11 protein-coding genes are annotated in these 13,241 nt (G+C 73.6%); 6 read left to right on the forward strand and 5 right to left on the reverse strand.

The features are described from left to right. Positions 1-385 precede the first annotated feature (385 nt). Entirely contained in the window at positions 386-1,861 is a 1,476-nt protein-coding gene (locus AB0G16_RS21355; protein WP_362807395.1) for a M1 family metallopeptidase, read from the forward strand. A 61-nt stretch (positions 1,862-1,922) separates the two neighbouring features. Here the strand turns inward: AB0G16_RS21355 and AB0G16_RS21360 are convergent, their stop codons facing one another. Beyond that, complete coding sequence (locus AB0G16_RS21360) at positions 1,923-2,483, reverse strand: hypothetical protein (protein ID WP_362807397.1); 561 nt, start codon at positions 2,481-2,483, stop codon at positions 1,923-1,925. Positions 2,484-2,591: 108 nt separating this feature from the next. On the opposite strand from AB0G16_RS21360, the gene AB0G16_RS21365 reads away from it, so the two are divergent. Together AB0G16_RS21365 and AB0G16_RS21370 are read left to right on the forward strand one after the other, a co-directional pair. Then, entirely contained in the window at positions 2,592-3,773 is a 1,182-nt protein-coding gene (locus AB0G16_RS21365) for a histidine kinase (RefSeq protein WP_362807400.1), read from the forward strand. Further along, the gene (locus tag AB0G16_RS21370; protein ID WP_362807403.1) at positions 3,761-4,420 is read left to right on the forward strand and encodes a response regulator transcription factor; all 660 of its coding nucleotides are present in this window, start codon (positions 3,761-3,763) and stop codon (positions 4,418-4,420) included. The genes AB0G16_RS21365 and AB0G16_RS21370 overlap by 13 nt, the downstream gene beginning before the upstream one ends. Before the next feature lie 75 nt (positions 4,421-4,495). Here the strand turns inward: AB0G16_RS21370 and ilvA are convergent, their stop codons facing one another. Both ilvA and AB0G16_RS21380 read right to left on the reverse strand, forming a co-directional pair. Beyond that, positions 4,496-5,716, reverse strand: coding sequence for a threonine ammonia-lyase (gene ilvA, locus AB0G16_RS21375; protein WP_362807406.1), 1,221 nt, complete (start codon positions 5,714-5,716; stop codon positions 4,496-4,498). A 134-nt stretch (positions 5,717-5,850) separates the two neighbouring features. Then, entirely contained in the window at positions 5,851-7,032 is a 1,182-nt protein-coding gene (locus AB0G16_RS21380) for an FIST N-terminal domain-containing protein (RefSeq protein WP_362807409.1), read from the reverse strand. A 233-nt stretch (positions 7,033-7,265) separates the two neighbouring features. Here AB0G16_RS21380 and AB0G16_RS21385 point away from each other — a divergent pair, with 233 nt between their 5' ends. Continuing rightward, on the forward strand, positions 7,266-8,663 hold the full coding sequence (locus tag AB0G16_RS21385) for a sigma 54-interacting transcriptional regulator (protein WP_362807412.1): 1,398 nt from the start codon (positions 7,266-7,268) through the stop codon (positions 8,661-8,663). A 9-nt stretch (positions 8,664-8,672) separates the two neighbouring features. Further along, a complete protein-coding gene (locus AB0G16_RS21390) occupies positions 8,673-10,619 on the forward strand; it encodes a hypothetical protein (protein WP_362807415.1) in 1,947 nt (648 codons plus the stop codon). Between the two features lie 50 nt (positions 10,620-10,669). On the opposite strand, the gene AB0G16_RS21395 is transcribed toward AB0G16_RS21390, so the two are convergent. Then, positions 10,670-11,092, reverse strand: coding sequence for a DUF6292 family protein (locus AB0G16_RS21395; protein ID WP_362807418.1), 423 nt, complete (start codon positions 11,090-11,092; stop codon positions 10,670-10,672). 398 nt (positions 11,093-11,490) lie between these two features. On the opposite strand from AB0G16_RS21395, the gene AB0G16_RS21400 reads away from it, so the two are divergent. Further along, entirely contained in the window at positions 11,491-11,916 is a 426-nt protein-coding gene (locus AB0G16_RS21400) for a hypothetical protein (RefSeq protein ID WP_362807421.1), read from the forward strand. Between the two features lie 163 nt (positions 11,917-12,079). On the opposite strand, the gene AB0G16_RS21405 is transcribed toward AB0G16_RS21400, so the two are convergent. Then, the gene (locus tag AB0G16_RS21405) at positions 12,080-13,219 is read right to left on the reverse strand and encodes a cystathionine gamma-synthase (protein WP_362807424.1); all 1,140 of its coding nucleotides are present in this window, start codon (positions 13,217-13,219) and stop codon (positions 12,080-12,082) included. Between the last annotated feature and the right edge of the window lie 22 nt (positions 13,220-13,241).

The following is a 13,241-nucleotide window of genomic DNA, read 5'->3' on the forward strand; positions in this document are numbered from 1 at the left end:
TCCTTGGCTTTGCCGTGGCGCCCTCGGGGCGATCAATCCGGAACGGGACCGGCACCCTCACCGCACGACCGGACACGACCCAGAACGAACGGGCGCAACCGGACACGAACAGGTACGAACGGCCACGAACGGGGACCGGGTCCCCTCTCCGGCCTCACGCCCGCCGGGAACCACCGGCGGGCGTTCGCGCCCGGACGCCCGAGTGATCTTCGCCACCCGTGGCCGTACCGATAGTCCCGGCTTTCGTACTTTGTCGGTCGCGCGGGAGGCCCGGCGCCGATCCCGGCGCCCGGACGCCCGCCGCGGACGCCTGACCTGCGCGGGCCGGTCGCGTAGGGTGCCATCACTGGCTCGGCCGTACGGGCCGGGGAAGGGGGCTTGAGGTATGGCGTCCAAGCGGCCGGCCACCACGGCGACCACCGCTCTTCTCGGCGTGCTCGGGATCGTCGGCACGGTCGCCTGCTCGGCGTCGAGCGGGGAGAGCGCCGCCGGCACGACCCCCGCCTCGGCCCCCGTGTCGGTCTCGGCCCCGATCTCCGCCGCGGAACGCGAGTCCGGGCCCGGCGCCCCCGGGATCGGCGACCCCGACTTCCCCACCGACGGCAACGGCGGCTACGACGTGGGCCGCTACCGGCTCAGGCTCGACTACGAGCCCTCCTCCCGGCACCTGTCGGGGACGGCCAGGATCGAGGCGCGGGCCACCCAGCCCCTGACCGGCTTCAACCTCGACCTGTCGGGGTTCACCGTCCGCCGGGTCACCGTCGACGGCAGGCCCGCCAGGTTCGACCGGAGCGGGACCGAGCTCACCGTCACCCCGGCCACCCCCGTCCGGAACGGCGCGTCCTTCGCCGTCGAGGTCACCTACGCCGGGGAGCCCAAGCCGGTCCGCGGCTCCTCCAACCTGGGCACGTACGGATTCATCCCGACCCGCGACGGCGCGTTCGTCACCTGTCAGCCGAACGGCGCCAAGACCTGGTTCCCGGGCAACGACCACCCGTCGGACAAGGCGCGCTACGACTTCTCGATCACCGTCCCGGCCGGCCTGACCGCGCTGGCCAACGGCGAGCTGGTCGGCACGCCCAGGACCACGAACGGCCGGACGACCTTCCAGTGGCGGGAGAACCACCCGATGGCCAGCTACCTGGCCACCATGACGCTGGGCAGGTTCGAGATGCGCCAGGGCAGGACGCCGGGGGGCCTGAAGAACCTGGCCGCCGTCGATCCCAAGTACCGCGGCGAGCTCCAGCACCTCTACGACACCTCGGGCAGGGTCACCGACCACTGGAGCACGCTGTTCGGCCCCTACCCCTTCTCCTCCACCGGCGGCGTGGTCGACGACTTCCCCGCCGGCTACGCCCTGGAGAACCAGACCAAGCCCATGTACGGCGGGTTCGCGCCGGACGACTCGATCATCGCCCACGAGCTGGCCCACCAGTGGTTCGGCGACAGCCTCAGTATCAAGCGCTGGCGGGACCTCTGGCTCAACGAGGGCTTCGCCACCTACGCCGAGTGGCTCTGGTCGGAGCACGAGGGCCGGGCCACCGCCGAGCAGCTCTTCCGCAGGAACCACTCGGCCGCCGCCGACGACCCGATCTGGAGCTACGCCCCGGGCAGGGCCAGGGCCGACGACCTGTTCAACAACTCCGTCTACACCCGGGGCGGCATGACGCTCCACGCGCTCAGGCAGCGCATCGGCGACCCGGCGTTCTTCAGGCTCCTGCGGGAGTGGGCCGCCGAGCACCGCTACGGCAACGTCACCACCCCGCAGTTCATCGCCCTGGCCGAGAGGATCTCCGGCAGGGACCTCGACGCCCTCTTCGACGCCTGGCTGTTCACCCCCAGGAAGCCCACCGCCTGGTGACGCTCCTCCCGGGGTCCTCCCCGCGCGCCGGCCGTCCGGCACGCGCGGATTCCCCGGCCCGTCAGCCTCCCCCGCCCTTCGGCGTCCCGTCACGGCCCGATGACGTGGCCCCGGCACCGGGCCCGGCCACGGTCCCGTGGCGCCGCCGGGGGGCGACCCTGCCCCACGGTTTCACCACGGAGACGACCACCATCAGCGCCAGCGTGCCCACCATGACCACCGAGCCCCTCAGCAGGTCGTCACGGACGGCCGAGTAGGCCGGGTCGAGCAGCTCGGCCCGGCGGATCGCCTCGACCACCCAGCCGCCCAGCCACACCGGCGCGAAGACCATCAGGGCCAGGGTGAGCAGCAGCTTCACCAGCACCCACCGGTACCGCACCAGACCCCACTTCGTCTTCAGCCCCAGCAGCACGCCGGTGACCAGCGAACCGAGGGCGAGCAGGATCAGCACCCACCGGTCGAGCAGGTGGGCGATCTCGTGGACGGGGACCCGCAGCTCGGGTACGGACAGGGCGAAGAGGTTCAGGGCGAGCTGGGTGAGGCCGACGCCCAGCCATCCGACCGAGGTGGTGTAGTGGAGGATGTCGAGGATCTGCTTGCCACGTCTCGTCACGCGCTTCATGCCCCAACGGTCGCGGCCCGTGGCGGTCGGCGGGAATCCCGCTGGAGGCGTGCCGGAGGTATAGCCAGCCATATGGGCAGGCGCCGCCCGCGGCCGTACCCTGCCAGGATGTCCACCCCGTGGGAAGCGATGGCGAGCGGCCCGCAGCGGTTCCTGCTCTCCCTCTGGCCGCTGCGCTGCCTGGCCTACCTGGCGTCGGGAGCGGTGACGGGCGCGGTCGCCCTGGTGGTCGTCGTGGTGCTCGGCACGTCCGGGGTGCTGCTCAGCGTCGTGGTCGCGGGGATCGCGATCCTCGCGGCCCTCGCCCGGCTGACCGGGCCCTACGCCGCCCTGGAGCGGGCGCGGCTGAGGCTGGTGGACGCGCGCTGGGCGCCGCCGCCGGACCGGTGGCGGGTGCTGGGGTACGGCCTGCTCGCCGCGACCGTGCTGTGGCCCGTCGAGCTGGCCGTGTCCGTCGCGACGGTGCTGCTGACGTCGAGCACTCTGTTCGGCCCGGCCGTGGTGCTCCTCCTGCCGCCGGCCGCCGTGCCCGCCGGGCTGCGGCTCGGCGAGTGGATCTGGCTCACGCCGCCGATCGGCGTCGTGGTGACGATCGGATCGGCGTACGTGCTGGCCGCGGTGGCCGGAGCGCGCGCCGCGATCGCCCGCCGGTTCCTCACGACCGGCGGCACCGGCCGGCTCGTCGAGATCCAGCGTTCGCGCAGCAGGCTGGTCGAGGGGTTCGAGACCGAACGCCGCAGGATCGAGCGGGACCTGCACGACGGCGTGCAGCAGAGCCTGCTCGCCCTGTCGATGCGCCTGGGCCTCCTGCGGATGCGCCTGGGCGACGACGCGGAGGTCGGCGCCCTCCACGAGGAGTCCCGGCGGGCGCTGCGGCAGCTTCGCGAGGTGGTGCAGGGCATCCACCCGCACGTGCTGACCGACCGCGGCATCGGCGCGGCCGTCGACGAACTGGCCGCGCAGTCGCCGCTCCCGCTGCGCGTGAGGGTACGGCTGCCCGGCCGCCTGCCGGCCGCCGTGGAGGGCGCCGTGTACTTCACGGTGAGCGAGGCCCTCTCGAACGCCGCCAAGCACAGCGGCGCGCGTGAGGTGGAGGTGACGGTCGGGCTGGTCAGGGGGCTGCTCGAGGTGACGATCACCGACGACGGGCGGGGCGGGGCCGCCGCCGGGCACGGAACCGGGTTGCAGGGTCTGGCGGACCGGGCCGACGCGCTGGGCGGGCGGCTGCTCGTCGCCAGCCCCGCCGGCGGCCCCACCACGCTCCGTCTGGAGATCCCGTGCGGATCGTGATCGCCGAGGACTCCGTGCTGCTGCGCGAGGGGCTCGCGCAGCTTCTGTCCCTGTCGGGCCACGTCGTGGTCGCCCAGGTCGGCGAGGTGCCCGCCCTGCTGGAGGCGGTGGAGGCGCACGAGCCCGACCTGGTCGTCACCGACGTGCGCATGCCGCCCGACCAGCGTGACGAGGGGCTGCGCGCGGCGATCCGCCTGCGGCGGGAGCGGCCGGGCCTGCCGATCCTCGTGCTCAGCCAGTACGTGGCCCAGGAGTACGCGGCCGAGCTGCTCCGTTCGCACGCCGCAGCGATCGGCTACCTGCTGAAGGAGCGGGTGGCCGACACCGCCGAGTTCCTGGCGGCGGTGGAGCAGGTCGCCTCCGGAGGCGTCGTCGTCGATCACGAGGTGGTGCGCCGCCTGCTGAGCCGGAACCGCTCTCCGCTCGCCCGCCTCACCCCGCGCGAGCTCGACGTGCTCCAGCACATGGCGGAGGGCTTCTCGAACGCGGCCATCGCCAGGACGCTGGGCGTCACCGAGGTGGCCGTGTCGAAACACATCGGGAGCCTGTTCGGCAAGCTCGGCCTGCAGCCCGCCGCCGACGACAACCGCCGCGTCCTGGCCGTGCTCGCCTACCTGCGGGCCACCCCGGGGGCGTCAGGACACTGACGGCGGCGGGGACGGCGGGGAACGCGGGCGGAAGGGCGGCGCGTCGGGGGCGGGGCCGCTGCCGTCCCCGCCGCCTCAGGCGCAGACGACCTTGTACCCGTCCGCCCGCAGGGAGCCCAGGACGTCCTCGGAGTGCAGCGGCCCCTTGGTCTCCAGCTGGAGCTGGACCTCGACCTCGCCCGGGTGCATGCCCAGCCGCTGGTGGACGATGTCGAGCACGTTCGTGCCCAGGTCGGCCAGCCGGGACAGCAGCGTCGCCAGCGCGCCCGGCCGGTCCGCCAGCGGCACCCTCAGCGTGAGGTAGCGCCCGGCGGCGGCCAGGCCGTGCCGCAGGACCTTGGCCAGCAGCAGCGGGTCGATGTTGCCCCCCGACAGCACCGCCACCACCGGCGGCTCGAAGACCTCGGGGTGGGCCAGGATCGCGGCCACCCCTGCCACGCCCGCCGGCTCGACGACCTGCTTGGCGCGCTCCAGGCAGAGAACCAGGGCCCGGGAGATCTCGCTCTCGGTGACGGTCACGACGCTGTCCACCAGGTAGTGGATCAGCTCGAAGGGCAGCTCCCCCGGCCGGCCCACCGCGATGCCGTCGGCCATCGTCAGGGCGGGCCTGACGTCGACCGGGTGCCCCGCGGCCAGCGACGCCGGGTAGGCGGCGGCCAGCTCGGCCTGCACGCCCACGATCCGTACCCCCGGCCGCAGCGACTTGACCGCGAGCGCCACCCCGGCGGCCAGCCCGCCGCCGCCCAGCGACATCACGATCGTGCCGACCTCGGGGAGCTGCTCGACGATCTCCAGCCCGATCGTGCCCTGCCCGGCGATGACGTCGGCGTGGTCGAAGGGATGGATGAACACCGCCCCGGTCCGCTCGGCGTGCTCGCGGGCCCGCTCCAGCGCGACGTCCACGGTGTCCCCCGCGAAGACCACCTCCGCGCCGTAGGAGCGGGTCGCGGCCACCTTGGGCAGCGGCGCCCCCCGGGGCATGTAGACGGTCGCGGCCGTCCCGACCAGCCCGGAGGCCAGCGCCACGCCCTGGGCGTGGTTGCCCGCGCTCGCCGCCACCACCCCCCGCCGCCGCTCGTCCCCGGTCAGCCCGGCGATCCTCACGTACGCCCCCCGGATCTTGAACGAGCCGGAGCGCTGCAGGTTCTCGCACTTGAGGTGGACGGGCCCGCCCACGACGCCGGAGAGCACGTGCGAGTGGAGCAGCGGGGTGCGCAGCGCGACGTCGGCCAGCAGCCCGCGCGCGACGACCACGTCGTCGTAGGTCACCTGGGGGACCACCCGGAGGTCTGCCATGCCGTCATCGTACGACCGCCACCCCGCCCGCCCCGCACCGAAGCCCACCGGCGGCCGGTGGGGGCCTCCCCTTCCGCCGCCACCGAGGATCGCCTCACGGGCGGTCGGGGGGCCTCACGGGCGGGCGGGGGGCCTCACGGGCGGTCGGGGGCCGGGCGGGCGGAGAAGACCAGGACCGAGGCCGTGAAGGCGTGGACGTGGTTGTTGCCGCCCACCGGGCCCACCTCGCCGGCGGCGAAGAACCCGGCCACCCCGACCGGTCCCAGCGTGTCGTGGACGGCGACGGCGTCGTGGTCGGCGCTGCCGAACATGGCCGAGCCGCGGCCGTTGCAGGAGAACAGCAGGGCGCCGTCCACCCGGCCGAACTCCTCGCGGTGGGCGTCCAGCAGCTCGTACAGGTCCTCGTCGGCGGTGGCGGCGTCACGGACCTGGAAGCGGACGGTACGGCCGATCTCGACGACGTCGCCGATGGCCACCGCCTCCCGCTCGGGGTCGATGCCGAGCACGCCCCGGATCAGGAAGTCGCCGCGCTCGTGCCGTTCGGCGTACTCGTCCATGGCGACGCCGATCTGCAGGCCGGAGGCGACCAGGTCGCGGTCGTCCTCGTCCAGGGCGCTGACGATCTCCTCCAGCCGGGCCAGGGCGGGCTGCCCGGCGAGCTCCAGCAGGAGGTTGTCCTCGGCGGAGGTGACGGCCATGGTCGGGCCGATCGGGCGGCAGCCCTGGCTGACCACGGTGGCGACGTTGACGTCGCCGCTGAGCAGCACCCCCACCGCGCCCTCGGTGTGGACCTGCCCGTCGGCGAAGAGCCGCACCGCCCCGCGCCCCCGGATGGCGTTGGCCAGGCCGCCGATCAGCGGGAGGTCGCCCAGGACCTCGGCGGAGCGCTCGACGAAGCCGTCGGTGGGGAAGCTGTAGGGGTCGGTGAGCAGGATGGCCGCCCGGTCGTCGGGGGCCCTGTCGGGCAGGCCCACCACCACGAAGCGGTCCTCGGTCTTGAGCGTGTCGAGGGCGAAGGTCGTCAGCCGGGCCCCCTCCAGGGTGGCGGCCCAGGCGCTGACCGCGGGGGTGACCTCGACCCCCTGGCCGTCCCCGATGACCCCGGTGGCGCTGCACCCCACGACGGCGGCGCCCGGCGCCATGGCCATCGCGCGCAGTCCCGCCCGGGAGACCTCGTCCGGGTCCTCCCCGCAGATGAAGAAGCAGAGCAGGTCCGCCGGCCCGGACAGGCCGGACAGCGCCCGGCGCACGGCGGTCTCGGCCGCGGTGACCAGATCGGTCCCCGTCGCGAGGCCGTCGGCGAAACGACTCGTCATCAGCGCCACTCGTCCGCCCCTCCCTGTCGGTCGTGACTCCCGCCGGGGCCGCCGGGCGTCCCGTGGCGGGAGCCGTGACGGGAGCCCTGCGGTGCCCGCTCCTGGAGCGATTGTCCCCACTGCCGGGACAAGCACTCACCCCGATCGCCCGCAATATCGCCGCACCGGATCCTCAAGATCCTCAAGGAGGGGAGGAGTGCCGGACGGGGCGTTGTGGACGTAGGCTCGATCCCGTGCCTCATATCCCAGAGCCACGTACTCTGCGCGAGCTGCGCGCGAGCGGCCATATTCACCGTACGGTAAAGGCCGAGATCCGCGAGAACCTCCTGGCCCGCCTGCGGGCCGGGGAGCCGCGGTTCCCGGGCATCGTGGGCTTCGACGACACCGTCCTGCCCTACCTGGAGCGGGCCCTGCTCGCCGGGCACGACCTGGTCCTGCTCGGAGAGCGCGGCCAGGGCAAGACCCGGTTGATCCGCACCGTGACCGGGCTTCTCGACGAGTGGACCCCCGTCGTCGAGGGCTGCGAGATCAACGACCATCCCTACGAGCCCTCCTGCGCCCGCTGCCGCCGCCTGGCGGCCGGGACGGGCGAGGAGCTGCCGATCTCCTGGAAGCACCGGGACGACCGGTACGGCGAGAAGCTCGCCACCCCCGACACCTCCGTCGGCGACCTGATCGGCGACGTCGACCCCATCAAGATCGCCGAAGGGCGGACGCTCGGCGACCCGGAGACCGTCCACTACGGGCTGGTCCCCCGGAGCAACCGGGGCGTGTTCTCCGTCAACGAGCTGCCCGACCTGGCCGAGCGGATCCAGGTCTCGCTGCTCAACGTGCTGGAGGAGCGCGACATCCAGGTCAGGGGCTACAACCTGCGCCTGCCCCTGGACATCCTGCTGATCGCCAGCGCCAACCCCGAGGACTACACCAACCGGGGCCGGATCATCACCCCGCTGAAGGACCGCTTCGGCGCCGAGATCCGTACCCACTACCCGCTGTCGGTGGAGACCGAGCTCGTCCTGATCCGCCAGGAGGCCGCGCTCGGCGAGGTGGGCGCCGACCTGCCCGACCACCTCGTCGAGGTGATCGCCCGCTTCACCCGGCTGGTCCGGGAGTCCACCGCGGTGGACTCGCGCTCGGGGGTCTCGGCCCGCTTCTCCATCGCCGCGGCCGAGACCGCGGCCGCCTCGGCCGTACGGCGGGCGGCGCTGACCGGCGAGGACCACGCGGTGGCCCGGGTGGCCGACCTGCCGGGCATCGTGCACACCCTGCGCGGCAAGGTGGAGTTCGAGGTCAGCGAGGAGGGCCGGGAGATCGAGGTGCTCTCGCACCTGCTGCGCAGGGCGGTGGCCGAGACCTTCCGCGGCACGCTCGGCGGCAGCGACCTGAACCCGCTGCTGGAGAGGTTCTCCGAGGGGGCCCAGGTCGAGTCGGGGGTGACGGTCCCCGCCGCCGAGCTGCTGCGCCGGGTCGGCCCCGTCCCGGGCCTGGCGAGGATCATGTCCCAGCTCGGCATCGGCGACGAGTCCCCCGGGCACGCCGCCGCAGCGCTGGAGTTCGCCATGGAGGGTCTCTACCTCCTGCGCCGTCTGTCCAAGGACGAGGTGGACGGTACGACGGTCTACCGCACCTAGGGGGTCCGCATGAGCTATCGCTACGGCGAATACCGGGACGGGCCCGATCCGCTCGCCCCGCCCTACGACGTCCGTTCGGCGCTGGACCGGATGGGCGACGCGGTCCTGTCCGGCTCCAACCCCGCCCACGCCCTGCGCGACCTGCTCAGGGAGGGGCTGCCCGGGGCACAGGACCGGCGCGGCCTGGAGGACCTGCTCCGCGAGGTGCGGCGGCGCAGGCGTGAGCTGCGCGAGCGCGGCCGCCTGGACGGCACCCTGGAGAGGGCCAGGGCGCTGCTGGACAAGGCGATCGGCCAGGAGCGGGCCGAGCTGTTCCCCGACCCCTCCGACGACGCCCGGCTGCGCGAGGCCGAGCTGGCCGCGCTCCCCGACGACACCGCGAGCGCCATCCGGGAGCTGGGCGAGTACGGCTGGCGCTCGGAGGCCGCCCGGCGGACCTTCGAGGAACTGCGCGACCTGCTGCGCAGGGAGGTGCTCGACAGCCAGTTCCGCGGCATGCGCCAGGCGCTGGAGAACCCCGACCCGGCCGCCATGGAGCGGGTCAGGGAGATGATGACCGACCTGAACGACATGCTCGACCGGGACGCCCGCGGCGAGCACACCCAGGCCGACTTCGAGCGCTTCATGGAGAAGTACGGGGACATGTTCCCGGAGGCGCCGCGGAACCTGGAGGAGCTGGTCGACACCCTGGCCCGCCGGGCCGCGGCCACCCAGCGCCTGCTGGCCTCGCTGAGCCCGGCCCAGCGCGAGGAGCTCGGCGCGCTGGTCGAGCAGACGCTGCGGCAGGCCGGGCTGGACGAGCAGATGCGCCGCCTGGGCGAGTCCCTCCACGCCCGCCGTCCCGACCTGGCCTGGGACACCCCGGAGCGGTTCGGCGGCGAGGAGCCGATGGGGATGTCCGACGCGGTGGGCGCGCTGGACGAGCTCGCCGACCTGGCGCAGCTGGAGGCCTCGCTCCGCCAGGACTATCCCGGCGCGCGGATGGACGACATCGACGAGGACGCGATCCGGCGTGCCCTGGGCCGTTCCGCCGTGGACGACCTGGAGGCGCTCAGGCGGGTCGAGCGCGAACTGGAGGCCCAGGGGTACCTCCGCCGCCGGCGCGGCAAGGTGGAGCTCACCCCCAAGGCCGTCCGGAGGCTGGGCGAGACCGCGCTGCGCCGCGTCTTCACCTCCCTGGAGGGGGGACGGCGCGGCGACCACGACCAGGTGGACGCGGGCTCGGCCGGGGAGCTCACCGGCTCGTCACGCCCGTGGCGGTTCGGCGACGAGCAGCCGATCGACGTGGTCCGCACCGTGGTCAACGGCGTCCGGCGCTCCGGGGGCACCGGCTCGGTGACCCTGACGGTGGACGACTTCGAGGTGGCCGAGACCGAGCGGCGCACGGCCGCGGCGGTCTGCCTGCTGGTGGACCTGTCGTACTCGATGGCCCTGCGCGGCACCTGGGCCGCCGCCAAGCAGACCGCGATGGCGCTCCAGGCCCTGGTGACCTCGAAGTTCCCCCAGGACTCGGTGCAGATCATCGGTTTCTCCAACTACGCCCGGGTGCTGCAGCCCGACGAGCTGGCGGGCCTGGAGTGGGACATGGTCCAGGGCACGAACCTGCACCACGCCCTGCTGATCGCCGGGCGCCACCTGGACCGCCACCCCGACTTCGAGCCGGTCGTGCTCGTGGTCACCGACGGTGAGCCCACCGCCCACCTGCGGCGCGACGGGTCGGCCGCCTTCGCCTGGCCGCCCGCCTCCGAGACGCTGGAGCTGACCCTCGCCGAGGTCGACAAGATGACCCGGCGCAGGGCCACGCTGAACGTCTTCATGCTCGCCGACGACGAGCGCCTGCGGGACTTCGTGAACGAGGTGGGACGCCGCAACGGCGGCCGGGTCTTCTCCACCGGCGCCGACCGCCTGGGAGAGTACGTGGTCAGCGACTTCCTGCGGACCCGCCGTACCCGCTGATCCGCCGCGCCCGCCGGGCCGCCGCCTCCTGGCGATCGCCGGGGCGGCGGTCAGGCGTCCGCGTAGGCGACGTAGCGGCCGAGCGCGAGGTCGAAGCCGTCGCGGCGGTGGCGGTACGAGCGGTAGCAGGGCCGCCAGGCCGTGCTGTTGCCGACGCCCGCGCGGGCGTCGGCGATGGCGGAGCCGATCCGCTCGGGGGCGAGCAGGAGGCCGCCGCCGAGGTAGCGGGCCCCGGCCAGGACGGTGGGGGTCTCCCGGTCACCGCTCAGGTAGCGGCCGTGGCGCCAGCCGCTCTCCTCGTCCCAGACCAGCGCCTCCCCCCGGGCCAGCCGGACGGTGACGGTGCGCGGGTCACAGGGCCCGGACCACCAGTCCTCCACCTGCTCCCCCAACGCCCTGGTGACTCCGGCCGCGTAGCGGGCCGGTCGCTCGCGCCACTCCTCGCTGTACGGCTCGACATGTCTGATGCTCACGGGGCACTCCCTTGTGCCGTCCTACCCGATGGAAACGCCCGCCCGGCACGACCGCGGCCTCACCGCCGCAGGTCCTCTCACACGGGAACGAGCTCGTCAGCGATCCTACTGACCCGCCCGGGGTACTCAGAGCAAGAATGCGAAGATTGGTCATTTTGTACGATCTTTGGCGCGCGTTGACCCGACCGTGACCGGATCGGAACCCCCCGCCCCGCCCGGCCCCGTCCACCGGTACGCACCATCCGTACCGGAAGGGGAGAGAACATGAGCCCGACGCCCGCCGGGGTCCTCGTCGCGCTGACGCTCGTGGCCCGCGTGTGTCACGAGGTGCGCACGGTGGCCGGTCGGCGACCACCGTGCCTACCCGGGCGAGATCGCCGGAGACTAGTCTCTGGCGCATGACAGACCTGCTGCTCTGGCTGCACATCGGATTCGCCATCTTCGCCCTCGGGCCGATCACCGCCGCCACCATGTCCACCCCCAGATTCATCCGGGCCAAGGACGTCGGCGTCCTGCGGTACCTGCACAAGACCACGCGCGTCTACGGCATCGCGTCCGTCGGGGTCCTCGTGTTCGGGGTGCTGCTGGGCCGCGAGTTCCTCAGCAGGCCGTACCTGTCGGTGTCCATGACGCTCTTCATCGTCGCCGCGGTGCTGCTGGTCATGGTGGACCGCGACCAGGGCACCGCCATCAGGGTCCTGACCAGCGACAGCCCCGACGACGACGCCAAGGTGCAGACCGGCCGGATCGCCGCGCTGTCCGGTGTGATCGTGCTGATCTGGATCGTCATCCTGGTGCTGATGGTCTGGGGGGACCCCGTCTGAGCCGGGCCCTCGGCCGGGCCCCGCTCCGGGCCCGCGTTTTCGAGCCCGGCCCCCGAGCCGGCGTCCTCGAGCCCGCGTCCTCGAACCCGGTCCCCGGACGTGCGTCCTCGAGCCCGGGCCGCGCCCCCGCGGCCCGGGCGGCCGCCCCGCCGGGACGGCCCGGCTAGCCCAGCGCCTGGGCCAGGTCGGCGAGCAGGTCGTCGATCGACTCGATGCCCACCGACAGGCGGACGAGATCGCCGGGCACCTCCAGCGGCGACCCCGCCACGGAGGCGTGCGTCATCCGCCCGGGGTGCTCGATCAGCGACTCCACCCCGCCGAGCGACTCACCCAGGATGAACAGCCTGGTCCGGTCGCACACCTCGACCGCCTCGGCCTCGCCGCCGGCGACCCGGAAGGAGACCATGCCGCCGAAGCGCTTCATCTGCTTGGCCGCCACCTCGTGACCGGGGTGGTCGGGCAGGCCCGGGTAGAGCACCGAGGTCACCCGGGGGTGGGCCAGCAGCAGGTCCACCACCCGCTCGGCGTTCTCGCAGTGACGGTCCATCCGCACCCCGAGCGTCTTGAGGCCGCGCAGCGTCAGCCACGCGTCGAACGGCCCGGGCACCGAGCCCATCGCGTTCTGGTGGTAGGCGAGTTCCTCGCCCACCGCGGCGTCGCGCGCGACGAGCGCGCCGCCGATCACGTCGGAGTGGCCCCCCACGTACTTGGTGGTGGAGTGCACGACGACGTCCGCGCCGAGCGCGAGCGGCTGCTGCAGGTACGGCGAGGCGAAGGTGTTGTCCACCACCAGCAGCGCCCCGCAGTCACGGGCGAGCTGGGCCAGGGCCGCGATGTCGGCGACACCGAGCAGCGGGTTGGTGGGCGTCTCGACCCAGATGAGCCTGGTCTTCTGGGTCATGGCCGCCGCGACCGCCTTCAGGTCACCCAGCGGGACCGGGTCGTAGTGCAGCCCCCAGCGCTCGTGGACCCTCGCGAACAGGCGGTAGGTGCCCCCGTAGGCGTCGTTCGGGATGACCACGTGGTCCCCCGGCCTGCACAGGGCCCGCAGCACCGTGTCCTCGGCCGCCAGGCCCGACGCGAAGGCCAGCCCCCGGGCACCGCCCTCGACCGCCGCCATGGCCTCCTCCAGGGCGGTCCTGGTGGGGTTGGCCGACCGGCTGTACTCGTATCCGGCGCGCAGCCCGCCCACACCGTCCTGCTTGTACGTGGACACCGCGTAGATCGGCGGCACCACGGCCCCCGTGTGGGGGTCGGGGTCCTGACCCGCGTGGATCGCCAGCGTCTCGAATCCATGGTTCATGGGTCCACGCTACTTGCTACGG

Origin of the sequence: Streptosporangium sp. NPDC023615, from assembly GCF_040640155.1 — a bacterium.
Lineage (GTDB): Bacteria > Actinomycetota > Actinomycetes > Streptosporangiales > Streptosporangiaceae > Streptosporangium.